The organism is Actinoplanes sp. TBRC 11911, from assembly GCF_012933445.1.
Taxonomy (GTDB): domain Bacteria; phylum Actinomycetota; class Actinomycetes; order Mycobacteriales; family Micromonosporaceae; genus Actinoplanes.
The window spans coordinates 94,079-119,451 of the sequence record NZ_JABBNC010000004.1 but is presented as its reverse complement, the minus strand read 5'-3'; the positions used below and the strand labels follow the sequence as shown (position 1 = coordinate 119,451).

Annotated in this window: 23 protein-coding genes; 11 read left to right on the top strand and 12 right to left on the bottom strand. The window is 70.6% G+C overall.

What is annotated here, in order from left to right; all coding sequences use genetic code 11:
• Positions 1–34 precede the first annotated feature (34 nt).
• Positions 35–1,033, bottom strand: a complete 999-nt coding sequence (locus tag HH310_RS08280) for a magnesium transporter CorA family protein (RefSeq protein ID WP_312033910.1) — start codon at positions 1,031–1,033, stop codon at positions 35–37.
• 192 nt (positions 1,034–1,225) lie between these two features.
• Between HH310_RS08280 and thrS the strand changes: the two genes are divergently transcribed.
• On the top strand, positions 1,226–3,226 hold the full coding sequence (gene thrS, locus HH310_RS08275) for a threonine--tRNA ligase (RefSeq protein WP_312033908.1): 2,001 nt from the start codon (positions 1,226–1,228) through the stop codon (positions 3,224–3,226).
• A gap of 54 nt (positions 3,227–3,280) precedes the next feature.
• On the opposite strand, the gene HH310_RS08270 is transcribed toward thrS, so the two are convergent.
• Positions 3,281–4,561, bottom strand: a complete 1,281-nt coding sequence (locus HH310_RS08270; protein WP_169174838.1) for an FAD-binding oxidoreductase — start codon at positions 4,559–4,561, stop codon at positions 3,281–3,283.
• A gap of 70 nt (positions 4,562–4,631) precedes the next feature.
• Here HH310_RS08270 and HH310_RS08265 point away from each other — a divergent pair, with 70 nt between their 5' ends.
• Complete coding sequence (locus tag HH310_RS08265; protein WP_169174837.1) at positions 4,632–5,249, top strand: TetR/AcrR family transcriptional regulator; 618 nt, start codon at positions 4,632–4,634, stop codon at positions 5,247–5,249.
• A gap of 811 nt (positions 5,250–6,060) precedes the next feature.
• Here the strand turns inward: HH310_RS08265 and HH310_RS08260 are convergent.
• The 4 genes from HH310_RS08260 to HH310_RS08245 form a co-directional block, all read right to left on the bottom strand.
• The gene (locus HH310_RS08260; RefSeq protein ID WP_211191935.1) at positions 6,061–8,799 is read right to left on the bottom strand and encodes a cation-translocating P-type ATPase; all 2,739 of its coding nucleotides are present in this window, start codon (positions 8,797–8,799) and stop codon (positions 6,061–6,063) included.
• 38 nt (positions 8,800–8,837) lie between these two features.
• Positions 8,838–9,683, bottom strand: a complete 846-nt coding sequence (locus HH310_RS08255) for a DUF748 domain-containing protein (protein ID WP_169174835.1) — start codon at positions 9,681–9,683, stop codon at positions 8,838–8,840.
• Positions 9,680–9,904 carry a heavy-metal-associated domain-containing protein gene (locus HH310_RS08250; protein WP_169174834.1) on the bottom strand — a complete coding sequence of 75 codons (225 nt, stop codon included), beginning with the start codon at positions 9,902–9,904 and terminating at the stop codon, positions 9,680–9,682. Before HH310_RS08250 ends, HH310_RS08255 begins: the two co-directional genes overlap by 4 nt.
• A gap of 68 nt (positions 9,905–9,972) precedes the next feature.
• The gene (locus HH310_RS08245) at positions 9,973–10,950 is read right to left on the bottom strand and encodes a TerC/Alx family metal homeostasis membrane protein (RefSeq protein WP_312033907.1); all 978 of its coding nucleotides are present in this window, start codon (positions 10,948–10,950) and stop codon (positions 9,973–9,975) included.
• Positions 10,951–11,278: 328 nt separating this feature from the next.
• On the opposite strand from HH310_RS08245, the gene HH310_RS08240 reads away from it, so the two are divergent.
• Positions 11,279–12,694: an EAL domain-containing protein gene (locus HH310_RS08240; protein ID WP_169174833.1), complete on the top strand. Its 1,416-nt coding sequence runs from the start codon at positions 11,279–11,281 to the stop codon at positions 12,692–12,694.
• 4 nt (positions 12,695–12,698) lie between these two features.
• On the opposite strand, the gene HH310_RS08235 is transcribed toward HH310_RS08240, so the two are convergent.
• The 5 genes from HH310_RS08235 to HH310_RS08215 form a co-directional block, all read right to left on the bottom strand.
• Positions 12,699–13,445, bottom strand: a complete 747-nt coding sequence (locus HH310_RS08235; protein WP_312033934.1) for a DUF554 family protein — start codon at positions 13,443–13,445, stop codon at positions 12,699–12,701.
• A gap of 108 nt (positions 13,446–13,553) precedes the next feature.
• Positions 13,554–14,987: a gamma-glutamyltransferase gene (locus tag HH310_RS08230; protein ID WP_169174831.1), complete on the bottom strand. Its 1,434-nt coding sequence runs from the start codon at positions 14,985–14,987 to the stop codon at positions 13,554–13,556.
• A gap of 21 nt (positions 14,988–15,008) precedes the next feature.
• Positions 15,009–15,611, bottom strand: coding sequence for a TetR/AcrR family transcriptional regulator (locus HH310_RS08225; RefSeq protein WP_169174830.1), 603 nt, complete (start codon positions 15,609–15,611; stop codon positions 15,009–15,011).
• Between the two features lie 26 nt (positions 15,612–15,637).
• Positions 15,638–16,006, bottom strand: coding sequence for a nuclear transport factor 2 family protein (locus HH310_RS08220; protein ID WP_169174829.1), 369 nt, complete (start codon positions 16,004–16,006; stop codon positions 15,638–15,640).
• Between the two features lies 1 nt (position 16,007).
• Positions 16,008–16,718 carry an SDR family NAD(P)-dependent oxidoreductase gene (locus HH310_RS08215; RefSeq protein ID WP_169174828.1) on the bottom strand — a complete coding sequence of 237 codons (711 nt, stop codon included), beginning with the start codon at positions 16,716–16,718 and terminating at the stop codon, positions 16,008–16,010.
• A 105-nt stretch (positions 16,719–16,823) separates the two neighbouring features.
• Between HH310_RS08215 and HH310_RS08210 the strand changes: the two genes are divergently transcribed.
• The 3 genes from HH310_RS08210 (at position 16,824) to HH310_RS08200 (ending at position 20,670) form a co-directional block, all read left to right on the top strand.
• Entirely contained in the window at positions 16,824–17,654 is an 831-nt protein-coding gene (locus HH310_RS08210; protein ID WP_169174827.1) for a helix-turn-helix transcriptional regulator, read from the top strand.
• 61 nt (positions 17,655–17,715) lie between these two features.
• Positions 17,716–19,149: an MFS transporter gene (locus tag HH310_RS08205; protein ID WP_211191908.1), complete on the top strand. Its 1,434-nt coding sequence runs from the start codon at positions 17,716–17,718 to the stop codon at positions 19,147–19,149.
• 78 nt (positions 19,150–19,227) lie between these two features.
• Positions 19,228–20,670, top strand: a complete 1,443-nt coding sequence (locus HH310_RS08200; RefSeq protein WP_169174826.1) for an MFS transporter — start codon at positions 19,228–19,230, stop codon at positions 20,668–20,670.
• Here the strand turns inward: HH310_RS08200 and HH310_RS08195 are convergent.
• A complete protein-coding gene (locus tag HH310_RS08195; protein WP_169174825.1) occupies positions 20,667–21,419 on the bottom strand; it encodes an SUMF1/EgtB/PvdO family nonheme iron enzyme in 753 nt (250 codons plus the stop codon). The genes HH310_RS08200 and HH310_RS08195 overlap by 4 nt on opposite strands.
• Before the next feature lie 116 nt (positions 21,420–21,535).
• On the opposite strand from HH310_RS08195, the gene HH310_RS08190 reads away from it, so the two are divergent.
• From HH310_RS08190 to HH310_RS08170, 5 genes are all read left to right on the top strand, one after another.
• Positions 21,536–21,979, top strand: a complete 444-nt coding sequence (locus tag HH310_RS08190) for an RNA polymerase sigma factor (protein ID WP_169174824.1) — start codon at positions 21,536–21,538, stop codon at positions 21,977–21,979.
• Positions 21,976–22,152, top strand: coding sequence for a hypothetical protein (locus tag HH310_RS08185; protein ID WP_169174823.1), 177 nt, complete (start codon positions 21,976–21,978; stop codon positions 22,150–22,152). The genes HH310_RS08190 and HH310_RS08185 overlap by 4 nt, the downstream gene beginning before the upstream one ends.
• A 69-nt stretch (positions 22,153–22,221) precedes the next feature.
• Positions 22,222–22,719 carry a hypothetical protein gene (locus HH310_RS08180; protein ID WP_169174822.1) on the top strand — a complete coding sequence of 166 codons (498 nt, stop codon included), beginning with the start codon at positions 22,222–22,224 and terminating at the stop codon, positions 22,717–22,719.
• Complete coding sequence (locus tag HH310_RS08175; RefSeq protein WP_169174821.1) at positions 22,719–24,086, top strand: hypothetical protein; 1,368 nt, start codon at positions 22,719–22,721, stop codon at positions 24,084–24,086. The genes HH310_RS08180 and HH310_RS08175 overlap by 1 nt, the downstream gene beginning before the upstream one ends.
• Positions 24,083–25,372, top strand: coding sequence for a VWA domain-containing protein (locus HH310_RS08170; RefSeq protein WP_169174820.1), 1,290 nt, complete (start codon positions 24,083–24,085; stop codon positions 25,370–25,372). Before HH310_RS08175 ends, HH310_RS08170 begins: the two co-directional genes overlap by 4 nt.
• The last annotated feature ends 1 nt before the right edge of the window (position 25,373 follow it).

Here is a 25,373-nt window from a genome sequence, read left to right as displayed (position 1 = left end):
GGCCGGTGAATATTTACTATTTGCGAAATATTGCCTACAGCCAGCCGCGCTTCTTGGCGAAGAGGTAGAGGCTCCCGGCCGAGATGACGATCAGGCCGAAGCTGAGCAGGACACCCCACCATTTCTCGAACCCCGGGAACGGCAGGTTCTGGCCGAAGTAGCCGGTGATCGCGGTCGGCACCGCGATGATGGCGGCCCAGGCGGCGAGCTTGCGGGTGACGTCGTTGAGCACGTTGCCCTGCTCGGCCAGGTCGGCCTGCAACAGGCCCTCGATCCGGTCGCGCAGGTGCTCGACCGTGTCGACGGTGTGCTCGGCGTGGTCCTCGACGTCGCGGTAGTACGGCCGCAGCCGGTCGTCGACCAGGTCGAGGTCGCTGCGCATCGCGGCGCCGACGAGCTCCGGCATCGGCGCGACCACCCGGCGCAGCTGCGCCACGATCTTGCGGATCTCGATGCCGCGCATCCGCACCGCGCGGGGAGCGCCACCCTCCTCCAGCAGCGTGTCCTCGACCGAGTCCATCGCCTGGTCGAGCCGCATGCCGGCCGCGTAGTGACCGTCGACGACCTCGTCCAGCAGGCCGTACACCAGGAAACCGACACCCGCGGCGTCGGTGAGCTTCGCGTCCGCGTCCCAGCGCTCGGTCAGCCGGGCGGTGTTGCTCGGCGATTTCCGTACGGTGATCAGCGCCCGCTCGGTGATGAAGGCGCTGATCTCGGTCTTGGTCACGGTCGAGGTGCCGTTGTCGAGGGTGATATCGACCGCGTAGACGTTGAGGAAGGCGTGCCCGGCGTAACGGTCGAGCTTGGGCCGCTCGTGCGGCTGGGCCGCGTCCTCGATCGCGAGCGGGTGCAGCCGGAACTCGCTGCCGATCGCCTCGAGGTCGGCCGCGTCCGGCCGGTAGAGGTCGAGCCAGAGCACCGCTTCGGGGTGCTCGTGCAGCAGGGCCTGCGACTGGTCGGACGCGAAGCCCTCGGCGATGACGGTGCCGTGCTCGTAGAGCCGCGTCTCGGTCGCACAGAATGGTGCAGTCACGAGCACACTATGCATCAAGAAAATGAGCGCCGACGATGAGCGGTGGCGGGACGCACCACCTCGGCGACACAAAACCGAAATGTCGGGTATGGGCGGCGGGCGGCTCCGGGGCGGGCCTGCCCGGGCGGCCCGGATAGCATCGTCAACGGTCCGGAAATCCCCGGATGGCGAACCGTGACGAAGGAGAACACCGTGTCCGCACCCCGTACCCCCGCTGTGGCCGACCCACTTGTCGTCCCGGCCGGGACTACGGCCGCCGACGCGGTGGCCGCGGCCGGCCTGCCGACGACCGGGCCGAAGGCGGTCGTGGTGGTCCGCGACGCCGCCGGCCGGCTCCGCGACCTGGACTGGGCGCCCGAGCTCGACACCGACGTGACCCCGGTCGCGATCGACTCGCCGGACGGCCTCAACGTGCTGCGCCACTCGACCGCGCACGTGCTGGCGCAGGCCGTGCAGGACACGTTCCCGGAGGCGAAGCTGGGCATCGGCCCGCCGATCGAGAACGGCTTCTACTACGACTTCGACGTGCCCAAGCCGTTCCAGCCGGAGGACCTTTCCAAGCTGGAAAAGCGCATGCAGGAGATCATCAAGGCCGGGCAGACGTTCCGCCGCCGGGAGTACAGGTCGCTCGACGAGGCGAAGCTGGAGCTGATCGACGAGCCGTACAAGCTCGAGCTGGTCGACCTCAAGGGTGACGTGGACGCCAACGAGGTGATGGAGGTCGGCCACGGCGAGCTGACCCACTACGACAACATCGACAAGGACGGCAAGCGCGTCTGGGGTGACCTGTGCCGCGGCCCGCACCTGCCCACCACCCGCTTGATCCCGGCGTTCAAGCTGATGCGGTCCGCCGCCGCGTACTGGCGCGGCAGTGAGAAGAACCCGCAGCTGCAGCGCATCTACGGCACGGCGTGGCCGTCCCGGGACGAACTCAAGGCGTACCTCAATCGTCTTGCCGAGGCCGAGCGTCGCGACCACCGCAAGCTGGGCGCCGAGCTGGACCTCTTCTCCTTCCCCGACGAGATCGGCTCGGGTCTCGCGGTCTTCCACCCGAAGGGTGGGGTGATCAAGCGGGAGATGGAGGACTACGTCCGGCTGCGGCACATCGAGGAGGGCTTCCAGTACGTCGGCACGCCGCACATCACCAAGGAGGGGCTGTTCCACACCTCCGGGCACCTGCCGTACTACAAGGACACGATGTTCCCCCCGATGGAGCTGGAGGGGGCGGACTACTACCTCAAGGCCATGAACTGCCCGATGCACAACTTGATCTTCAAGGCGCGCGGGCGTTCCTACCGTGAGCTGCCGCTGCGGTTCTTCGAGTTCGGCTCGGTGTACCGCTACGAGAAGTCGGGCGTGGTGCACGGCCTCACCCGGGTGCGCGGGCTGACCCAGGACGACTCGCACTCGTACGTGTCGCCCGAGCAGGCCCCCGGCGAGATCAAGCACCTGCTGAACTTCGTGCTGTCGCTGCTACGCGACTTCGGCTTGGACGACTTCTACCTGGAGATCTCCACCCGGGACCCCAAGAGCGACAAATTCATCGGTACGGACGAGCAGTGGGCCGTGGCGACGAAGGTGCTCGAGGACGTGGCCGTGGAGTCCGGGCTCGAGCTGGTACCGGACCCGGGCGGCGCGGCCTTCTACGGCCCGAAGATCTCGGTGCAGGCGCGGGACGCGATCGGCCGCACGTGGCAGATGTCCACCATTCAGTACGACTTCAACCAGCCGGCCCGGTTCGGACTGGAATACCAGGCGGCGGACGGCACCCGGCAGGAACCGGTGATGATCCACTCGGCGAAGTTCGGCTCGATCGAGCGGTTCTTCGGCCTGCTGGTCGAGCACTACGCGGGCGCGTTCCCGGCCTGGCTCGCGCCGGTGCAGGTGGTCGGCATCCCGATCCGCGACGAGCACGCCGCGTACCTTTCGGAATTTGTCTCGCTGCTGCGCAAGCAGGGCATCCGCGCCGAGGTGGACTATTCGGACGACCGGATGCAGAAGAAGATCCGCACGGCGCAGCAGCAGAAGATCCCGTTCATGGCGATCGCCGGCGACGACGACGTGGCCGGCGGGACGGTCTCCTTCCGGTACCGCGACGGCTCGCAGCGCAACGGCGTCCCGATCGAGGAGGCCGTGGCGCACGTGGTGGAGGTCGTGCGTTCCCGGGTGAACACGGGGCCGTCCGCGGCCTGACGGACATCGGAGTGCGCGACGGCGGCCATCCCCCCATGGCCGCCGCCACGGCTCCTATCGCCGCGGCAGTCCCGTCGCGGCGAAGACGTTGTCCGGGTCGTACCGGCGTTTGATGCTCAGCAGGCGGGCGGTGTTTTGCCCGTACGCCTCGTCGATCTGATCCGTCGCCTCGGGGCCGAGCAGGTTGACGTACCCGCCCGGCTCGGCGATTGGGGCCAGCGAGCGGGACACCGATTCGGCCCAGGCGATGTGGCGCGCGGGTTCCGGATCCCCGGGGCGCCAGCCGGCGACGATCTCGACGACGTGGTGCGGGTCGCGATGCGGGAAGGCGGTCGCGTCGGCCGGGATCCGGGTGGTGGCGCCGTGGGCGTGGTGGATCGGGATGCCGGACCATCGCGACGTGCGGGTCCGACCGGCCTCCACCAGCGCTTCGATGACCTCGGGGGCGTATGCTCGCACGGTTCGGGTGCGGATCGCGTAATGGTTCCCGTCGGCTATCTGTTCGCCGTAAAGACGCAGCAGGGTCCCGTACGGCATAGGGGTTACCTGGGAAAACACGGGAGTGCCCAGGCGCTGGAGGCGGTTGATCCACGCCTCGCCCTCGGTGCTCGCCCCGGACCAGCAGGGGATCAGCAGCAGTGCGGTGGATCCGTCCGGGCCGGAGAAGATCCCGGACTGCACGGTGAGTTCGCCGGGCGCCTCGGCGAGCACCTCCCGAAGGCCGGCCCAGACCCGCGCGGCCTGCTCGAACCCGAACATGATGAAGCCGGCCAGCACCTGATCGAGCTCGTGCAGGCGAACCTCCAGAGCGGTGACCACGCCGAAGTTGCCGCCCCCGCCGCGCAGCGCCCAGAACAGGTCGGGGTCGTTGGTCGCGTCGGTGTGCAGGTAGCTTCCGTCGGCCAGCACCACGTCGGCGGCGACCACGTTGTCCACCGCCATGCCGTGCTTGCCGGCCAGCAGCCCGTACCCGCCGCCCAGGGTGAGGCCGGTCAACCCGACATCGCCCACGGTGCCGGTGGCGGCCACCAGGCCGTACTTGCCGGCCTCCGCGATGACGTCGGCCGCGGTGGCCCCTCCGCCGAGCACCGCGATCCGGGCGACCGGGTCGACCACGACGCGCCGCATCCGGCTCAGATCGATGACCAGGCCGTCGCGGCGGACCGACCGGCCCGCCCAGTCGTGGCCGCCGCCGAGCACCGAGACCGGCAGGCCGTCGCGTTGCCGGAGTGCGGCGCTCACCTCGTCGGGCCCGGTCGGTGCGACGACGCGCGCCGGCTTGACGTCGACCTCGCGGTTCCAGAGCTTGATGTGGTCACTCTCTGCTGTCTGCATAGCGGCTACGCTAATCAGAGTGACACTCCAGCGACAAGGAAGTGTGTCGTACGTCTGTTACGGTCGTCTGATGAACCAGGCCTCGAAGCCGCCGAGCCGACGCGCGGAGTATGCGGAGCTCACCCGGCGGGCGATCGTGGACGCGGCCCGCCGGTTGTTCGCAGAGCGCGGCTTCTTCGCCACCCGGGTGGACGAGATCGCGGCCGAGGCACGGGTGTCTCCCGCGACCGTCTACGCAGTGTCCGGCGGCAAACAGGGGCTGATGGGCACGCTGATCGACGAATGGACGCGGGCGCCGATCATCGCCGAGTACGAGGAGAGGTTCGCCCGGCTCGAGGACCCGGCCGAGATACTCCGGACGCTGTCGTTCATGACGCGCACGATGCGCCAGGACTGGGGCGACGTGATGCGCCTCGCGCTGGCCACCGCCCCGCACGACCAGGCCGTGGCCGCCGATTTCGCCCTCGGGACGAAGCGGTATCGCGACGGGGTGGGGCTGGTCGCGCGGCGTCTGGCCGATCTGGGCGCGCTGGCCACCGATGTGGACGCGGACGAGGCGGCCGACGTGCTCTGGTATTACTTCGGCTACGCGTCACTGTTCACGCTGGTCGACGACAACCACTGGACGTACGACCGGGCCGAGCGCTGGCTCGCCCGAGCGGCAAGCGACGCGCTGCTCCGTAAGTGACCCGGCCGGCCCGGCCAGCCGCTCGCCGTGGCGGCGCCGGGCCCGGCCACTCGCCCAGATCCGCGTTGGGGTCATCGTTGCCGTTCTCAAGCGTCGGCGCGCCGGCTTCGCTCCGGTCGACCTGCCGCTTACGCGAGGCGGCGGCGGATCTCGACGCCGTGCGTGTCGAGCAACCGGCGACCCGTAATCAGCGGCCCGCAGCAGTCCGGGGCTCTCAGCCCGCTATCGCCATCGGCGTGCCATCGCCATCGGCATCGGCATCGGCATCGGCATCGGCATCGGCATCGGCATCGGCATCGGCAGCCGAGGTGACCACGAGCCGCACAGGTGTCCAGGTCGACGCGCGCCTCGTCCGCCTATCCCACTATGTGGCGATCCCGACCACATCCTGGACCTTCTTGAGACCTTGGAGAGTTGCGCCCATATGTGAGCCCGGACTCTCCAAGGTCTACCAAACACGGCGGAAAGCACCGGAGCAAAGGGTATGAACGCGGATAAAAGATGTGTCCATGGTGGACATATATCTCGCATTGTGGACGCGCTGCCACGATGTGGGCGTCGGTCCCGTACAACGGACACGGATCCCACATCATGGGCACGGACGGCGCTGCCTGACGCTGCTTGGAGCCGCCCGGTCGACGGGCGCGCGGAATGCCCGTCCCGAGCCGCCGCGTCACGGGTCGCGGCCGCCGGGCTACGAAACGAACCAGGCTGCCATTGGCAGAGCCCGACCCGACCAGATGAGCCGAGCAGCAAGGCCGACAGCGCGGGTAGCAAGTCGACAGCACCGAGACCTCAAACGCGAAAATCTCTAGCGATGCGCGACCACCGAGGTGAACCGGCGCAGGCGCAGGCTGTTCGCCACCACGAACACACTGGAGAACGCCATCGCCGCCCCCGCGATCATCGGGTTGAGCAGCCCCGCGACGGCCAGCGGCAGCGCGGCCACGTTGTATGCGAAGGCCCAGAACAGGTTGCTCTTGATGATCCGCAGCGTGCGCCGCGACAGCCGGATCGCGTCGACCGCGGCCATCAGGTCACCGCGCACGAGCGTCAGGTCCGATGCCTCAATCGCGACGTCGGTCCCGGTGCCCATCGCGAGCCCGAGGTCGGCCTGAGCCAGCGCGGCCGCGTCGTTCACGCCGTCGCCGACCATGGCCACGACCTTGCCGTCGCGTTGGAGGCGCTTGACCGCGTCAACCTTGTCCGCGGGCAGCACGTCCGCGATCACCGCATCGATCCCGACCTCGTCCGCGACCGCCCTCGCCACGGCGGCGTTGTCCCCGGTGAGCAGGACCGGCGTAAGCCCAAGCCCCCGCAGTGCGGCGACGGCTTCCGCGCTGGTCGGCTTGACCACATCAGACACGGCCAATACCGCACGGGCTTGCCCGACAGCAGCGCCGGCCACGGCCGGCCCGACAGTCGCGCCACCCACGGCCGAGCCGCCAGTCACCCCACCCACGGCCGAGCCGCCAGTCACCCCACCCACGGCCGAGCCGCCAGTCACCCCACCCACGGCCGAGCCGCCAGTCACCCCACCCACGGCCGAGCCGCCAGTCGCCCCGCCCGCGACCAGGCCATCCGTGCCGGCCCACCCGACGACGACCGCGGTTTGGCCGGCCGCCTGGGCGCTCGCCACGGCGGCTTCGATCGACTCGGGCACCTCGAAACCCTGCTCCCGCAGCAGCGACAGTCGCCCGATGACGACCGTGCGCCCGTCGACCTTCGCCTGCACCCCAAAGCCCTCGATATTCGAAAAATCGGAAATGTCCGGCAGCATGGAGGGGCTATGGGTGGATGTGCGGTTGGCGGAGGTGGAGGCGGAGGCGGAGGTGGAGGTGGAGGTGGAGGCGGAGGTGGAGGTGGAGGCGGAGGTGGAGGTGGAGGTGCGGTTGGCGGAGGCGGAGGCTGAGGTGGAGGTGCGGTTGGCGGAGGTGGAGGCGGAGGCGGAGGTGCGGTTGGCGGAGGCGGAGGTGCGGTTGGTGGAGGCGGAGGTGCGGTGAGTGGAGGCCGCGGTGGAGGTGCGGTGGATGTCGGTGCGGTGGATGTCGGTGGCGACGCCTGCCTCTAGCGCGCCCGAAGCCTGGGCCCTCTGCCAGCCTTCCGTGATCGCGCGGGCAATCGGGTGCTCCGACGCCGCCTCGACCGCCGCGGCCAGGCGCAGCAGGTCGTCGGTAACCTGGTCCGGCGCCGGAAGCGCAGAGCCCTCACCCGGAGCCGGGAAGACCGCGGTCTCAGCCGGCGCCGCGACCACCGACACCAGGGTCATCTTGCCGCTCGTCACCGTGCCCGTTTTGTCCAGCAGGACCGTGTCGACGCGGCGGGTGGACTCCAAAACCTCGGGGCCCTTGATGAGGATGCCCAGCTGCGCTCCCCGGCCCGTCCCGACCAGCAACGCCGTCGGGGTCGCCAAGCCCAGCGCGCACGGGCACGCGATGATCAGCACGGCCACCGCCGCCGTGAAAGCCTCCGTCCAACCCGCGCCGGTGCCGAACCACCAGCCGAGCGTCCCGACGGCCAGCGCGATCACGACGGGGACGAAAACGCCGGAGATGCGGTCGGCCAGGCGCTGCACGGCGGCCTTACCGGTCTGCGCGTCCTCGACGAGCCGGGCCATCTGGGCCAGCTGCGTGTCCGAACCGACGCGGGTGGCACGCACGATCAGCCGGCCGCCGGCGTTGACCGTCGCGCCGACCACGGCGTCGCCGGGGCCGACCTCGACCGGGATGCTCTCGCCGGTCAGCATGCTGCGGTCCACCGCGGACGAGCCGTCGTCGATCACGCCGTCGGTGGCGATCTTCTCGCCGGGGCGGACGACGAAGCGGTCCCCCACGGTCAGCTCGGCCACCGGGACCCGCACCTCGGCGGCGCCGCGCAGCACCGCCACCTCCTTGGCGCCCAGTTCGAGCAACGCGCGCAGCGCATCCCCGGCGCGGCGCTTGGCACGGGCCTCGAAGTAGCGTCCGGCGAGGAGGAACGTCGTCACCCCGGCGGCGGCCTCCAGGTAGATGTTGTCCGCGCCGTCACCGCGTACGACGGCAAAGCTGAATGGATGCACCATGCCGGGCATCCCGGCCGTGCCGAAGAAGAGCGCCCACACCGACCAGCCGAACGCGGCCAGCGTGCCCAGCGACACCAGGGTGTCCATGGTGGCGGCGCCGTGCCGCAGGTTGATCCACGCGGCCCGGTGGAACGGGAACCCGCCGTAGACGACGACCGGCGCGGCCAGCGTCAACGACAGCCACTGCCAGTAGTTGAACTGCCAGGCGGGCACCATCGCGAGAACCACGACGGGCACGCTGAGCACGATCGACACCCACAGCCGGGTGCGGAGCGTGTCGGCCGGCGACGGCGCGGCGACGGCGACGGCGGGCTGCGGCAGCTGCGCCGTGTAACCGGTCTTCTCCACCGTGGCGATCAGGTCCGCCGCGGTCACCGACGGGTCCACGGTGACCGTCGCCTTCTCGGTGGCGTAGTTGACGGTCGCGCTGACCCCGTCCATCCGGTTCAGCTTCTTCTCGACCCGGGCGGCGCAGGACGCGCAGGTCATGCCGCCGATCTCCAGCTCGATGCGGCCCAGGGACGTGTTCACTGCAAGGCCTCCGCGGTGAAGGCGGCGGTACGCACCACGCCGCCGTGCCGGAAGTCGAGGAACAGCCGGTACGCGCCGGGCGACGGCACCTCGGCCGAGAACGTGACGGCCGCTCCGGCGGTCGAAAGCGGGTGGACGTGCAGGAAGGCCAGGTCGCCGTCGCGCAGCGCGACCAGATGCCCGTACGCGCCGAGGTACGGCTGAAGATCGGTGACCGGTACGCCGTCCTTGCGCACGGTGAGCGTGAGCGTCGACGCGGCGCCCGGATGGAGTTGCCCGTCGAGCGTCACCTGGTAATCGTCCACCGTCGCGGTCGGCGACGGCGCCGGAAGCGGCAGTGGCCGATAGTCACCCGGGGCCGCGACGTCGGCGCCGAGCGTCAGGCCCGCCGACCGGCCGGCCGGCTGGAAGTCGGCGAACACGCGGTACTGCCCGGGCGCGGCGACCGACAACGGAACGTTCCAGGTGCCGTCACCACCGAGCGTGGGGTGCACGTGCTGGAAGCCGCTGAGGTCACGCCGCACCACGATCAGGTGCAGGTCCCGGTCGTGCGTCGTGGCGTACGAGGTCAGCGGGGTTCCCGTGGGCCCGAGCACGCGGAATGCGAACGGCCGGGGCGCCCCGACGGCCAGCGACGAGGTCACCGGCTGCAACCGGTAACCGTCCTCGGCGATCTGCAACCCGCCCGGCATGTGCTCACCCTCCGCAGCCATCGTGTCGTGACCGACGGCGGCCGGGGCCGGCTTGTTGTCCGGCCCCACCACCTTTCCGGCTCCCGCGGCGACCCCGAAGATCAGAACCAGCCCGATCCCGTACGCCCCGAGCTTCACACCGGCGTTCATACGGTCCCCGCGACCGTCCCCGTCAGCTCGTACCCGGCCTCCTCGACCGCGGCCCGGATCACCCCGTCCGCCGGAACGTTCTCGCTGATCACGGTCACGGTGCCGCGGCCGACGTCGACGCGTACGTCGGAGATCCCGGAGATCTGACCGACCTCACCGGTCACCGCGCTCGCGCAATGTGCACAGGTCATGCCCTCGACGGCATACGTAATGGTCTGCATGACCGACACTCTACGGGTACCCCGTAGGGGTACCTACCCCGGTGGCACGAACGTGACCCATGCCACAGCTACCCCTGGGGGGTATAAGACGCCGCCTCCCGCCGGTTCGCCACCATGCTCGTCGCGGTCACCGCCGCCAGCGTCACGGCGATGACCGCCAGCGACAACGTGGTCGGCAGCTCGGGCAGCGACGGCCAGAGCCCGTGCGCCCAGTGCAGCACGAGCTTGACGCCGATGAACGCGAGGATCACGCCGAGCCCGTAGTCGAGGTGCCGCACCCGGTCCAGCACGTTGCGCAGCACGAAGTAGAGGGCACGCAGGCCGAGCAGGGCGAACGCGTTGGTGGCGAACACCAGGTACGGGTCCTCGGTCACCCCGTACACGGCGGGCACCGAGTCGAACGCGAAGACGATGTCGGTCATGAACACCGCGATCACCACGACGGCCAGCGGGGTGAGCGCGCGCCGCATCCCCTGGCGGACCGTGAGGCGTCCGCCGTGATACTGGGCGGTCACCGGGAACACCCGCCGGATGAGTCGTACGCTGCGCATCTTGTCGATGTCGACGTGGTACTCCTGGTGGCGTACGGCGTCTCGGACGACTTTGCAAGCGGTCGCCAGGAGCACCGCTCCGAACAGCAGGAACGCCCACGTCCCGGTTTCCAGCACGGCGGCACCGGCCGCGATGAAGATGCCGCGGAGCACGAGGGCGCCCGCGATCCCGTACAGCAAAACGCGTTGCGCCAGCGCGGGCGGCACCGCGAAGGCGGCCAGCAGCAGCATGAAGACGAACAGGTTGTCGACCGACAGCGACTTCTCGACGACGAATCCCGTGTAGAACTCGACGGCCGGCTCACTCCCGTACGCGTGCCAGACCACCAGCCCGAACAGCGCCGGCAGCGTGAGATAGAAGACCGACCAGCCGATCGCCTCGCGCATCGGCACGTCGTGCGGCCGATGCGTGACCACGAAGTCGGCGGCGAGAAGCGCGACCAACGCGGCCACGGTGATCACCCAGAGCTGGGGTGAGGCGATGCTGTGTAACACGAACGGGCCTCCTCGGACGCGCCTGACCGTCCGAGGTCTCCCTCACCGAGCCGAGCGAGCCTGCCCGATGCATGCCTGCCCGATGCATGCCTGCGGGCCCCGGCCGGCGAGCGCACGGGGACATGATCGACATGTCCGTGATGACCGCCACGCTCCGTTGCGGAGGTACTCCCCTCTGCGCGCAGCCTACCCTGTCGGTTTTGTGCAACTTGCAGGTTGAACAAGACGCATAATCGACATTGGACTCGAACCCTCATGGTCACCCGGGGCGTGTGCCTACTATCTCCGCACACCGCATTCCTAGAGCGCAGATGTGCGGAGACGTTGGGTGACAGAGGAGCGTCATGCATTGATCGCGAGGGCGGAGGACACTGGTCCGCCCGCGCTCCGGCACGCCGGGGTCAGCTTCGCGGCGCTGGAGAATCCACTCGAACGTTTCGGGCCGCTGATCGAACGCCTCGCCCGCGTCACCCGGCCGGACGCCGCCCACCTCCGCGCCGCGCTGAGCGCCGAGGCGGTGGCCATTCTCGAGCGCACCCCGTCGGGATTTACCACGATCGACGCGACACCGGGTTTCGACAGCGAGCCCTCCCGGGATCTGCTCGGCGCCCGCGACTGTCTCGACCGGCTCTGGACCGGCCACCACGCCTGGGACGCCCGTCGATCGCTGTTGTCCGTGCCCCTGCACCGCGAGCCCGGCAAGGTCGTCCTGCTGGCCGTGCGAAATCCGGCATCCGGCATGGGCGAGCCGCTCGCGCGGATCCTGCAGACCCTCTGGCGGACCCGCGGTGAGCCGCACGACGACATCGAGATCCAGGTCCTGACCGACCTGCGGCGCGATTTCCGATTGCCGGTACGCCTGTACGAGCGCTACCGCCGGCTGCAGCGCGCGGCCATCGAGTCGCTCAGCATCGTCTTCCAGCCCATCGTCAGCCTCGGCAAGATCGCGGGCCACGTCGGCGTCCACAGCTTCGAGGCGCTCGCCCGCCGGGCCCCGCTCGACGCCGGCGCCCCGGTCGGCCTGCTGAACGCGGCGCACGTGTGGGGCGACGACCTCGTGGTGGAACGCGACGAGATCATCGTGGCCAAAGCCCTTTCCGCGTACGCCTCGGCACACCGGTCCGGGCCGTGGGACATCCCGAAGCCGGTCTCGGTCAACGTATCGGTCCGGTCGCTGCTCAGCGACGCGTACCTGGGCTCGTTGCGGGAGGCCTTGGCCAGCACGGGTCTGCGGCAGGTCACCCTGGAGATCTCCGAGCAGGATCCGATCCGGCCGCGCCGCGACGAGATCTGGGACGCGGAACCGCACGCCTACTTCCACGAGCGCCTCCAGCACCTCGCTCGCGAGACCGGCGTGGCCTTCGCGGTCGACGACTTCGGCTCGGACTACGCGTCGGTGAGCCGGATGGCCGAGCTGCCGCTGACCCAGATCAAGGTCGACCGCCGGGTGCTGCATCATCCGACGGCGCTGGCCGAGCTGCGGTTCGTCGAGGAGATCGCGCGCCACCGCCGGGACCGCGCGGCCCGGACCGTGGTGGTCGAGGGCGTCGACGACCTGTCCCCGATCACGCTGAAGCAGATCTACGCCGTGCCGATCCGGCACGTGCAGGGTTACCTCGCCCAGCAGGGAGCGCCGTCGCTGCACGAGTTGAAGGCCGACGTGCGCGAGGACATCGCCGCCCGGGTGCGGGGCGACGCGGAGCAGCGCGCGACCGGATTGCCGGCCCTGCGCCGGAGTGCGTGAGCCGTCACCGGAACAGGGTCACGATCCAGACGATCAGCGGGCCGAAGACCACGGCGGGCAGCATGTTCCCGACCGCGACGTGTTTGATGGACAGCAGGCGCAGGGCGATGCCCAGCAGCAGGATGCCGCCGACCGCGGTGATGGCCGCGATCTCGGCGCCGGACAGGAACGACCCCACGGTCGCGCCGATCGCCGTGATCGACTCCTGCACGACGAGGACCGTCAGGGCCGCGGCGGCCACGCCCCAGCCGAGCGACGCCGCGAACGCCACGCACAGGCAGCCGTCGATGGCACCCTTGACCACCAGCTGTTCCATGCCCTGGCCCAAACCCTCGGACAGCGGGCCGAGAATCGCCAGCGGGCCGATGCCGACGACCAGCGACGTGCTGACGAAGCCTTCGATGAACGACGCCCGGGCACCCGGGGCCTCGTCGCGGGTCAGCTTTTTCTGCATCCACGCGCCGAGCACCTCGAGGCGGCCCTCGATGTGCAGCCCGGCGCCGATCACCGTGCCGACGACGAGCGCGCCGGTCAGGACCAGGGTGGCTCCGCCGGCGCCGACCGCGCGCTTGAGGTCGGGGTTGGTGAGGGATACGACGTTGAGGCCGCCCAGGACCGCGATCACGATGGCGAGCGCGTCGGTCAGCGCGTCCCGGACGCGCTGTGGCATCCGATGACCCGCCAGACTCCCCACGCTCGCCCCGCCGGCGATAGCCGCCGCGTCGATCAGCGTCCCGACCCCCGGAAACACACCCACCCCTCCCAGCCCGCGATAGCAGCAGGAGAGAGTGAAACGTGTGTTCCACGTTCAGCGCTGTGGTTGAACCATCACCCGTACGGTGATCCGCATTGCAATTTGTCAGCCGACGGCTACCGCGCCGTCCGCGCGAGGGTCGCTCGCCGCGTCCAGGGTGGTGCCGCGCAGCCGGGCCATCTGGACGTGACCGGCGCGGTCGTGCGGTGCCGGCACGGTGGTGGTGCCCAGACCCAGGGTGGCCGCTTCGGCGGCGAGGCGGTCCGCGTCCGGCACGCCGGGCTCCAGGATCAGGTCGGTCTCGCCGAGGATCCAGCGCGGCCGCGCGACGGTGGCGTGCGGGTCGGCGGCGTCGAGTGCGTCGTGCGCCACCTGGGCGAGGATCCACGGCTGGGAGCGACCGCCCTGGCTGCCGAGGGCGAGCACGGTGTCGTCGCGTACGGCGATAGCCGGGCAGAGCGTGTGCGGCGGCCGGGAGCCCGGTTTGAGCCGGGCCGGATGGGCCGGGTCGAGGTGGAACAGCGAGCCGCGATTGTGCAGCACGATGCCGGTGCCGGGGTCGAGCAGCCCGGCACCGAACTCGCCGAAGATGCTCTGGATCAAGGTGACCGCCATGCCGTCCGAGTCGACGGCGGTCACCGCCACGGTGTCACCGGTAGCCGGCGGCCCCGGCAAAGCCGACCGGCCCGGCAAAGCCGGCCCGCGCAACAGCAGTCCGTCCATGTCGACCGGTGCCGTCCGCGGATCCCCCAGCAGCGCCTCGCGGGCCAGCCGGGCGTCCAAGGCGTCCCGCAGCAGATCCGCCGAGCCGAGCACCGCCATGAACGTCGCGCCCTGGCTGGGCGGCGGAGCCGCGAACCACGACGCCCCGTACGCGCTGGTCGTCAGCGGTTCGGCAAGCTCGGCGTGATGGTCCGCGAGGTCGTCGGCGGTGAGCGGGCTGCCGAGCTTCGCCAGTCCCTGAGCCAGCCGTTCGCCCAGCCCGCCGCGGTAGAAGCTCGGCCAGTCACCGGCGATCTCGTCGAGCGTGCCGGCCAGTGCGGGCTGCACCAGCCGGTCGCGGCCGAACACCTCGGCCAGCCCCGGATCGGCGGTCACCAGGGCGGCCTCGTCGCGGATCGTGCGGGCCAGACCGGCCGGGTACTCGATGCCCTCGCGGGCGAGCGCGATAGCGGGTGCCAGCCAGGCGTCCCAGCCCAGCCGAGCGCCGAGGCCCGCGATCGCCGCCCACCCGGCGACCACTCCCGGAACCGTCACGGACAGTGGTCCGGCGGCCGGCATGCGGTCGAGCCCGGTGGCGTCGAAGCCCGCGGCGGCCGCGCCGATCGACAGGATCGCGCGGACCTCACCGTCCGGCGTACGCACCATCGCGACGAGGTCGCCGCCGATCGTGCACTGATGCGGGTAGACCACCGAAAGCGCGGCGGCCGTGGCGAGCGCCGCGTCCAGGGCGTTTCCGCCACGGGACACCAGGGAACGGCCCACCTCGACCGCCGTCGCCTCGGGGGCGGCGAGCGCGACTCGTACGGGGGATCTCATGGGAGTCGATTACAGCACGCCTTATGCGGGGACGGAGGCTCCGATCAGGGCCAGCCAGTTCGCGAACATCGCGCCCAGCCGCCCCGTGTTGTTGTACAGCTTGGCGAACATGACCTGGCCCTCGAGCTGGGCGACCAGGGCGCGAGCGGCTTCCTCGCTGTCGGCCACCGTCGCCTCGCCGCGTTCCTGGGCCTCGCCGACCACCTTGCGGACCATCTGGACCTGCTGGTCGAAGATGTCCTGCAGGCGAAGCCGAATGGATTCGGTCTGGTTGCTGAGCTCCAGCGTGAGGTTGCCGAACATGCAGCCGGTCACCGTCCCGCAGTTCGCCTGGCCGGTCTGCTGGAAGTGCACGGTCGACTCGAACAGCCGCCGCAACCGCATCAACGGGTCGTCGCCGCTGGTGAGGATCCCCTCCCACTCGCGGCGCTGGGCGGCCCACTGCTCGTCGATGACGGCATGGGCCAGGGCCTCCTTCGACTCGAAGAAGTAGTAGAAGCTGCCCTTCGGGACGCCCGCCGCCGTGCAGATCTCGGCCACCCCCAGCGAGGTGTAGCCCTTCTGCTCGATCAGGCGGGACGCGGCTTCGATGATCTTCTGCCGCGCGTCACTCGTGCGTCCCATGGCATCCACTCTAGCTAGTCGGTCGTCTATTGCCCCGTGGCGCGGCTCACCTGGTAGTGCGCCACCTTCCAGTCGTCACCGTCGTGGCGCAGCAGCACGGTCAGGTTGACCCGGACCGGCTCCCGGTCGGTGAAGAAGAACTCCACGTAGGCGTACCCGAGGATGACGCCGTCGGCCGGCCGCCGCGTCTCCAGCAGCCGATACCGGGCGACCATGCCGAGCGGCTGGCTGTCGTAGTACGCCGCGACCCCGGCCCGGCCCACCGAATACGGATGCAGTCCCTGGAAGATCGCGTCCTCGGTGAACAGCATCGCGACCCGTTCCGGCTGGTGGGCGTCGACCTCGGCCGCCCACCGGTCGAGGACGTCGGTCAGCACCTTCTCCTCGTCGTTCATGTCAGTGACCCGCCACCTGGCCGCCGTCGACGTGCAGGATCTCGCCGGTCACGTAGCCGGCGTTCTCCAGGTAGGTCACCGCCTCGGCGATGTCCGCGATCTCACCCATCGCACCGGTCGGGACGAGTCCGGACAGGAAGTCGCGGATCTCCGGCGGGTTCAGCGGCGTCTTGATGAAGCCGGGCGAGACCGCGTTGACCCGGATGCCCTTCTTCGCGTACTCGACCGCGAGCGACTTGGTCGCCGCGTTCAGCCCGCCCTTGGTCAGCGCGGCGAGCACCGACGGGACGTTCTGGTCGACGTTCTCCGCGAGGGTCGTCGTGATGCTCACCACGTGGCCGCCCTCGGTCATCGCCGCGATCGCCGGCTGCGTCACGTTGAAGAACCCGTTGACGTTGGTCGCGATGGTCCGCGCGTAGTCCTCGGCCGTGTACTCGGTGAACGGCTTCGCGATGAAGATGCCCGCGTTGTTGACGACCGTGTCTATGCGCCCGAACCGCTCTAACGCCAGCTCGACGATCCGGCGCCCGACGGCCGGGTCGGCCACGTCACCGGGCACCGCCAGCACCAGCGGGTCCGGCGACGGCGCGATGTTCCGCGAGTTCGCCACCACGGCAAAACCCAGCTTGCGGTACGCCTCGACGAGTCCCGCCCCGATGCCCTGCGAAGCGCCGGTGATGAGGGCCACCTTGGGTCCGTATTCGTTGCTCATGCCAAGTCCCCTACCTGGAAGTTTGTGCCTGCCGACGAAACTAGACGAACGGTCTACTATTCGCCAACGGTTAGTGGCACGGCGCACAAACGTAGGCTTGCGGGCATGCAAGCCACCGCGGTCCGGCCGAACGTCGAGCTGGGCGATTTCCTCCGATCCCGTCGCGCGCGGCTCGACCCGCACAAGGCCGGTGTCGTCAGCGCGCGCCGCCGCCGCGTCCAGGGCCTGCGCCGCGAGGAGCTGGCCGAGCTGGCCGGCGTGAGCGTCGACTACTACACGCGCCTGGAACAGGGCCGGCACGCCAGCGCCTCACCCGGCGTGCTGGACGCGCTCGCCCGCGCGCTGTGCCTGCCCGAGGCCGACCGGGCGTACCTGCACCGTCTTGCCGCGCCGGTCAAACCCAAGATCGAGACCCCGGCGGTCGTACGCCCGGAGACCCGTCACCTGATGCGGGCACTGGGCGACATGCCGGCCGTTCTGATGCGCACCGGCATGGACGTGCTCGCCATCAACGACGCCGCCCTGCGGTTGTATGACGGGCTCAACGCGTACGGGGGAAATGGTCTGCGGTGGATGATGACCGATCCGCGGGCACGTGAGCTGCACGGCGACGACTGGACAGCGGTCGCGTCCGAGATGATCGGCAAGACGCGGCTGCGCAGCGGGAGGCAGCAGCCGGGTGGCAGTGTCGGCACCCTGATCGACGAGCTGAGCGCCTCGAGCGAGCTCTTCAGCCGGGTCTGGCAGGATCAGACGGTCTCGCTGGCCGACCGGCGCCGTAAGCGGCTCCGGCACCCGCGGGCCGGGCTGCTGGAGTTCGGCGTGGAGAGCCTGGAGGTCCAGCACGCCGATGGCCAGCTGCTGGTGGTGTTCACGCCGGAGCCGGGTTCCGCCGACGAGCGCGCCTGGCACGAGGAGATGTCCCGGCCGGTGTGACCGGGATCCTGGCCATCGCTGAGCCAGGTAACTGTCCCGCGAGACTCGTAGCGTCGCCCGGGTGACGATCGACCAGAGCTATCCGCGCCGCTGGGCCATGCTGCCGGCGGTGCTGACCGCATCTTTCATGACGCTGTTCGACTTCAACGTCGTCAATGTGGCAGCCCCCTCGCTACAGCACGACCTGCACGCCGGTCCCGCCTCCCTCGAGCTGGTCGTCGGGGGTTACGCGTTCACCTACGCCGCCGGCATGGTGACCGGCGGACGCCTCGGCGACCAGCTGGGCCACCGGCGCATGTTCCTCATCGGCATCACCACCTTCGCGATCGCCTCGCTGCTGTGCGGCATCGCCCAGTCGCCCGGCCAGCTGGTCGCCGCGCGGCTGCTGCAGGGCCTGACCGGCGCGGTGATGGCGCCGCAGGTGCTGGCACTGATCACCAGGACGTTCCCGGCGCACGAGCGGCCCAAGGCGATGTCGTGGTTCGGGGTGACCCTCGCGCTGGGCTCGATCGCCGGCCAGGTCCTCGGCGGCGTGCTGATCCAGGCCGACCTGTTCGGGCTCGACTGGCGGACCATCTTCCTGGTCAACGTGCCGGTCAGCATCGTCGCGTTCATCGCCGCCGTGCGACTGCTGCCGCACCACGAGGCGCCCGCCCGGCACCGCTTCGACGTACTCGGCGCGATCGGCCTCGCCGGATCGCTCGGGCTCGTGCTGTTCCCGCTGATCCTCGGCCGCGAGCAGGGCTGGCCCGCGTGGCTCTTCGTCATGATGGTGGCCGCGATCCCGGTCTTCGTGGCCACGCTCTGGTGGGAGCGCCGCTTCCCGGAGCCGGTGCTGGACGTCGGCCTGTTCCGCAGCCGGGCGTTCGCGGTCGGGCTGCCCGCCAACGCGGCGTTCATGGCGTACTTCGGCAGCGTCTTCTTCGTCCTCACGCTGCTGTACCAGGCCGGACTGCACCTGTCCGCGCTGCAGGGCGGCCTGGCGTTCCTGCCGCTGGGCGTGGTGTTCGGCCTGACCTCGGTCTTCGGCCGCCCGGTGGTGACCCGGCTGGGTGCCTGGGCGGTGAGCGTCGGCGCGCTGCTGATCGCGCTCTGCCTGGTCGCGATCATCGTCGAGCTGCACGTGAAGGGCGGTGACATCTCGGTGGTCTGGCTGCTGGTGCCCACCGCCGTCATGGGGGCCGGCTCCGGGATGGCCTTCCTCTCGCTGATCGGCTCGGTGCTGGCCAACGTGGCGCCCACCCAGGCCGGTGCGGCGGCCGGGGTGCTGACCACGACACAGCAGTTCGCCAGCGCGGCCGGCGTCGCGATCCTCGGGTCGATCTTCTTCGCCTTCCTCGGCGATCGGAGCGACCTCACCGCGTACGCGCAAAGCACCGAACGCTACTTCTACCTCGCCCTGATCTGTGTGCTGGCGACGGCGGTGCTGGCGGCCCTGATCCGCCGGCGGCAGCCGGTGGCGCCGATCCGCGAGCCGGAGGCGCAGCGAGTGTGATCGGAGTCGCCTGTGATCGGCCTCCTAACGGCCGCTGAGCAGCGCAGGTAAGGCCGGGCGCGACATAGCGTCGGTCGGGTGACGAATGATCAGACGTTTCCACGTCGCTGGGCCATGCTGCCCGCCGTACTGACCGCGTCGTTCATGACTTTGTTCGACTTCAACGTGGTCAACGTGGCCGCGCCGTCCTTACAACACGATCTGAACGCGGGATCCGCCGCCCTCGAACTCGTGGTCGGCGGATACGCGTTCACCTACGCCAGCGGCATGGTGATCGGCGGGCGCCTCGGCGACCAGATCGGCCACCGGCGGATGTTCCTCATCGGCCTCCTCTCCTTCGGCCTCGCCTCGCTGCTGTGCGGCATCGCCCAGTCGCCCGGTCAGCTGATCGCCGCCCGGCTGCTGCAGGGCCTGACCGGCGCGGTGATGGTGCCGCAGGTGCTGGCGCTGATCACGCGGTCGTTCCCGGCGCACGAGCGGCCCAAGGCGATGTCCTGGTTCGGCATGACCCTGGCGCTGGGCGGCGTCGCCGGTCAGATCCTCGGCGGCATCCTCATCCAGGCCAACCTGTTCGGGTGGAACTGGCGTCCGATCTTCCTGGTCAACGTGCCGGTCAGCATCATCGCGTTCATCGCCGCGACCCGTCTGCTGCCGCAGCACGAGCGCTCCGCCCGGCACCGCTTCGACGCGGTCGGCGCCATCGGCATCGCGGGCTCGCTCGGGCTCGTGCTGGCGCCGCTGATCCTCGGTCGCGACGAGGGTTGGCCGTTCTGGTTCTTCCTCATCATGGCGGCCGCGATCCCGCTGTTCGTCTTCACGCTGTGGTGGGAGCGCCGCTTCCCGGAGCCGGTGCTGGACCTGAATCTGTTCCGCAGCCGGGCGTTCGCGGTCGGCCTGCCCGCCAACGCGCTGTGGCTGGGCTACTTCGGCAGCTTCTCGCTGGTGCTGACGCTGCTCTGGCAGAGCGGCCTGCACCTGTCCGCGTTGCAGGCCGGACTCGCGTTCCTCCCGCTCGGCGTCCTCTTCGCGGTGGTGTCGGTCCTCGGCCGCAACCTGGTGGCCCGGATGGGACCGAAGGCCATCACGGCCGGCGGTCTGGTGGTCGCGGCCGGTCTGATCCTCATGATCGTCGAGTTGCAGGTGAAGGGCGGCGACATCACGGTCGCCTGGCTGCTGCCCGCGACCGGGCTGGTCGGGATCGGCAACGGGTTCGCGTTCCTCGCCCTGATCGGCTCGGTGCTGGCGAACGTGTCGCCCACCCAGGCGGGGGCGGCGTCCGGGGTGCTGACCACCACACAGCAGTTCGCCAACGCGGCCGGGGTGGCGATTTTCGGGTCCCTCTTCTTCACCTTCCTCGGGTCGCGCACGAGCCTCGCGGCGTACGCGAGCAGCACCCGGGACTTCGCCTACCTGGCCCTGATCTGCGTGCTGGCCGCCGCCGCGCTGGCCCTGCGGATCAATCGCCGGCAGCCGGCCGTGACCCCGGCGGCACCGCAGCAGCCGGTCGCCACGTCGCGCTAGAGCCGCGGGATCGGCGCCACCGGGCGGATCGCGGAGTGCTCGACCTGCTCGTAGCGGCAGGCCGCGAGCAGCAGCAGCCACTCGTCGGCCTGCTGCCAGGGCCAGACATCGGCGGCACCGCCCCGGGTCACCCGTGGTCCGGCGCCGAGGCGGGGACGCGCGTCCGCCGGAGCGTCCGCGTACCCGGGGATCCAGGTGTCGGCGCACAACTCGCCGGCCGAGCCCATGCCGGCCAGGCCGAACGGGTTCTCCGCGTAGGCGGTCCGGGCCTCGTCGCCGAAGTCGTCGATGAGCTGGTCCGCGCCCGGCTTGGCGTCGCCGCGGAAGGTCAGCGTGGTGGTGCCGCCGCGCGCCGCGTACTCCCATTCGGCCTCGGTGGGCAGCCGGAACGGCAGCAGGTCGAGCAACCGGCCCTCGTCGGTGACGCGGGCCACGTTCGTGTCCGAGCGGGCGAACTCGTCGCGATAGCCGGGCAGCCAGTGACGCACCTGGGCGACGGTCAACGGGTAGCGGGCGATCAGGAACGCGTCGACCCGGACGTCGCGTACCGGCCGCGCCTCCTCGGCCCCCTCGAAGAACGGGGTGAGATCGTCCTCGGCCTCGCCACTCTTCTCGATCGCGCGTACCGCGTCCAGCTCGTCGTCCGAGAAGCCCATCCGGAACGTGCCGGCCGGGACCGCCCGGAACTCGACTCCCGACGGCGTGTGCCGCCACGCCGGGCGTCCGGCGACGGTCTCCATGATCCACATGTGCCGGACCCTACCGGGCGCCCGTTTGTGAATGTCGCGGGCACCGCTGCGTTTGCCGGTCATGACTGATGTGAATCGGGTGTGACAGCCGCCCGGGTGCCGGACAGGTACGGGGCATGACAAGAGAGCAGAGGCTGCGGTCGCTGCATGCCGACAACTACGCCGATCTTCTTCGGTTCGTCGAGCGGCGGGTTCCGCCGAGCGAGGCCGAGGACGTGGTCTCGACCGTGTTCCTGACCGCGTGGCGCCGGCTCGACGACGTGCCCGACGACGCGCGGCCATGGCTGTTCGCGGTGGCCCGCCGGACCATGGCCAACCAGTCCCGTTCCTGGCTGCGACGTCGCGCCCTGGACGTGCGGCTGGCCGGTCAGGACCCGGCGGTGGTGCCGGACGGCGCCGCGGGTGCCGCCGCACGAGTCGATCTTGAACGGGCCTTCGGCTGCTGCCGGCGGCGCCGATCGCCCCGGCCAACGGGATCGTGTCGGTCGAGACCCGGAGCTCGGTGGGGGACGGCGCGAGCCAGTACTCGCACATCGTCGGCTTCGCCGGCCCTCAGGTGACCGCGATCGACGTCCTGCTGCCTGGTGGCCGGACGGTGCACACCAGCGCGGCCGGCGGCTGGTGGACGGCGTGGTGGCCCGGTCCCGAGGGCGGCGAGGCGAACACCGTGCGGATCGGCGCGCGCACGGCCCACGATTCCGCGGTCTATCCGGTCGCTGACCTCGACAGTTAGTTTTTTGTCAGACCCCTCCGATAAAACTTTGGCCACTCGTCGGTCCGGTTCGGAGAAGAGGGTCTGGTTGTGACTGTTGAGGGCGTCACGTATGAACGGCGCAGTGCCGCACCGGTGATCGCGCCGGTGCGGCCGCGCAAGCTGGCCAAGGTGCCGTTCGTGGAGCTCACCGAGGGCCGCTTGGCGGGCGTGGTGTCGAGCGGGTCCGATCCCGCCCGGGTCTACGTCTCGTCGATCAACGCGGGCGACCACGGCCTGAGCTGCCGCACCAACAACAACCGCCCGTGCGGCGGTTTCGGCGGCAGCCATCCCTGCAATCACCTGCGGGCGCTGGCCGACGCCGCCGTCACGCAGTACGGCATCGACCGCGTCGCCCGCTATCTGAAGGCCGACGTCGCGCCCGGCGCCGACGATCTCTGGGCCGGCATCCGGCCGTCCTCCGCCGAGCCACGGGCCGCCGATGTGTTCGCCGGCTTCCTGCGCCACCTGACCTATCTGGAGCTCCCGCCGAGCACCGAGGCGATGCCCGAGCTGCAGTGGTTCCCCGCCGCCGGGCTGGTGCGCTGATGCTCGCCGACGCCCTGCGCGCCCGCCCGGCCGGCCTGGACGCCGCGCTGGCCCTGGTGGACGGCCTGGACGACGTGCTCGTCGACGGGCTCGCCCGGATCGGTGAGGCCGGCGCCGCCGCGCTGTCCGCGCTGGCGACGGCGGCCGGCGGAACGCCGCTGGCCGGTCCCGCCGCCGACGCCATCGGCAAGATCATCGCGGGCACGGTGACCGACGAGCACGTCGCGGTGCTGGCCGGCGTGCGCACCGCGCTGCTCGGCGCGGCCCACGACGCCCTGCTGTCCGGTGTGGACGCCGCGACCGGCCGCGACCGCGAGGGATGGTCCGCCCCGGCCGCGCCACCGCAGGCGGGCCGCTTGCTCGCCGGGGCGCGGTCCTGGCTGCGCGAGCTGGCGATCGCCGGGTGGCGCGGCGTCGATCACGAGCTGGCCGCCGCCGGTTCGCAGGCCATCCAGGCGCTGTGGGCCGACCCGTCGTCGCGCCGGCTCGCGGTCCTGCTCGACGGGTTCGCGGCCGAGCTGCGGGCCAGCGCGCCGGGCGCCACGCTGGAACGCGTTCCGGTGCGTCGCTGGGCCGACCTCTGGACCCGTGGCGTGCTGCTCGCCCAGGACGGGTTCGCCACGGTGCCGACCGAGCCGGTCCACGGCCGGCTGCTGATCCTCGGCGCCGACCTGCACGAACACCCCACGGTCTTCCAGGTGCAGGTGCACGGCCTGCTGGAGACCCCGGACGGGTGGACCGGCCTGGTGCGGGCCGCGGTGGCCGCGCCGAAGGTCGACACGATCAGCGGCCCGTCCGCGTGGCGGATGCTCGCGTCGTTCCCGGTCCTGCGCACGGTGCTCGCGCAGCGGCGGGCCGTCGAGTTGTCCGGCATGCTGCTTACCCCGGCCGGTGACCTGCTCTGGGACGAGTCGCACGCGGCGGCGGGCGAGCCGGCCGATCCGTTCACGACCGCGCGCGTGTCGCTCGGCCGCGTGACCGCACCGGCGGCGGCCGCGCTCGACCGGCACCCCGCCGCCATCGCCGAGCCGGTGCTCCTCGAGGGCTACACGGCCGGCGACGCGTCGTTCGACCTGGGCGGCGTCTCGCTGGCGGTCGATCTCGACCGGCTGCCCGCGGCCGGGCCGCTCACGCCCGCGCTGGTCGCCGCGTCCACCGCGTGTCTCGGGCTGCTGCGCTGGGACGCCGGCCGGTGGGCGGTGCAGCCGCTCGCCGTCCAGGCCGTGGTGCGCAAGAAACCGGTCACCGCGCACACCGCCGACTGGGCGCTCGGGCCCACCGACGCGAAAGAGGCGAAGGCCGAGGCGGCCGCGGGCGCGGCCGTCGACATCCTGCGCGAACGGGCCGGAAGGTTGCTGCGCAAATGAGCGACGAGGAAAACCGGCGGCAGGTCCTCTACTGGCGGTTGCTGGCCCGGCTGTTCGACCCGGAGGAGCAGGCCGCGCTGGAGTCCGCGAGCGTGGCGATCGTGGACGATCTCGGCCTGCCCGCCGCGCTGCTCGATCCCGGCGTCTCGGTCGACAACGTGGTGCAGCGCTTCCCGCATCTCGAGTCCGAGTTCGACGGGCTCATCGAGCACGCCGGCGACGACCGGGAGGGCGAGGTGCGCCGCGCGGCGCTGGTGTCGAAGCTGATGCTGAACGTCTTCGGCACCGGCTCGGGCAGCGTCACCGCGGGGCAGCTCGCGCGCTGGCAGGCCGACGCCGGGTGGTTCGAGCGCGCGCTCGGCCGGGCGCCCGGCGAGGTGCGGCGCGAGCGGTCCGGGCTCGGCCCGGTGCTGTCCGGCATCGAGGGCGACCTCGTCAAGCGGATGCACCTGCGCGAGGTCCTCGCCGATCCCAAGCTTGCCAGCCGGCTCACACCCAGCATGTCGCTGATCGAGCAGTTGCTGCGCGACAAGAACAACCTGGACGGGGTGGCGCTGGCCAACGCCAAGTCGCTGATCCGCCGGTTCGTCGACGAGGTGGCCGAGGTGCTGCGCACCCAGGTCGTGCAGGCGAGCGCCGGCACCGTCGACCGGTCCATCCCGCCGAAACGCGTCTACCGCAATCTCGACCTCGACCGGACGATCTGGAAGAACCTGCCGAACTGGAACCCGGACGACGAACGCCTCTACGTCGACCGGCTCTATTACCGGCAGACCGCGAAGCGGACCACGCCCGCGCGGCTGATCGTCGTGGTCGACCAGTCCGGTTCGATGGTCGACTCGATGGTGAACTGCACGATTCTGGCGTCCATCTTCGCCGGGCTGCCGAAGGTTGATGTGCACCTCATCGCGTACGACACCAGGGCCGTTGATCTGACGCCGTGGGTCCACGACCCGTTCGAGGTGCTGCTGCGCACGAATCTCGGCGGCGGCAACAACGGTCCGGTCGCGATGGCCATGGCCCGCCCCAAGATCACCGATCCGAAGAACACGGTGCTGGTGTGGATCTCCGACTTCTACGAGTTCGGCGCGTCGAAACCGCTGTTCGAGGGGATCGAGGCGGTGCACCGGTCCGGTGTGCGCTTCATCCCGGTCGGCTCGGTCAACAGCTCGGGCACGCAGAGCGTCGAGCCGTGGTTCCGCCAGAAATTCAAGGACCTGGGCACCCCGGTGCTCTCCGGCCGCATCCAGAAGCTCGTCGTCGAGCTCAAGAACTTCCTCGCCTGAT

Bases quoted from the DNA above. Each gene is read 5' to 3' on its own strand.
- HH310_RS08220 (WP_169174829.1), bottom strand. From the start codon at position 16,006: ATGAACGACGAGGAGAAGGTGCTGACCGACGTCCTCGACCGGTGGGCG.
- HH310_RS08175 (WP_169174821.1), top strand. From the start codon at position 22,719: ATGCTCGCCGACGCCCTGCGCGCCCGCCCGGCCGGCCTGGACGCCGCG.
- HH310_RS08225 (WP_169174830.1), bottom strand. From the start codon at position 15,611: ATGGGACGCACGAGTGACGCGCGGCAGAAGATCATCGAAGCCGCGTCC.
- HH310_RS08195 (WP_169174825.1), bottom strand. From the start codon at position 21,419: ATGTGGATCATGGAGACCGTCGCCGGACGCCCGGCGTGGCGGCACACG.
- HH310_RS08215 (WP_169174828.1), bottom strand. From the start codon at position 16,718: ATGAGCAACGAATACGGACCCAAGGTGGCCCTCATCACCGGCGCTTCG.
- HH310_RS08260 (WP_211191935.1), bottom strand. From the start codon at position 8,799: ATGACCTGCGCGTCCTGCGCCGCCCGGGTCGAGAAGAAGCTGAACCGG.
- HH310_RS08170 (WP_169174820.1), top strand. From the start codon at position 24,083: ATGAGCGACGAGGAAAACCGGCGGCAGGTCCTCTACTGGCGGTTGCTG.
- HH310_RS08265 (WP_169174837.1), top strand. From the start codon at position 4,632: ATGAACCAGGCCTCGAAGCCGCCGAGCCGACGCGCGGAGTATGCGGAG.
- HH310_RS08270 (WP_169174838.1), bottom strand. From the start codon at position 4,561: ATGCAGACAGCAGAGAGTGACCACATCAAGCTCTGGAACCGCGAGGTC.
- HH310_RS08230 (WP_169174831.1), bottom strand. From the start codon at position 14,987: ATGAGATCCCCCGTACGAGTCGCGCTCGCCGCCCCCGAGGCGACGGCG.
- HH310_RS08190 (WP_169174824.1), top strand. From the start codon at position 21,536: ATGACAAGAGAGCAGAGGCTGCGGTCGCTGCATGCCGACAACTACGCC.
- HH310_RS08250 (WP_169174834.1), bottom strand. From the start codon at position 9,904: ATGCAGACCATTACGTATGCCGTCGAGGGCATGACCTGTGCACATTGC.
- HH310_RS08210 (WP_169174827.1), top strand. From the start codon at position 16,824: ATGCAAGCCACCGCGGTCCGGCCGAACGTCGAGCTGGGCGATTTCCTC.
- HH310_RS08255 (WP_169174835.1), bottom strand. From the start codon at position 9,683: ATGAACGCCGGTGTGAAGCTCGGGGCGTACGGGATCGGGCTGGTTCTG.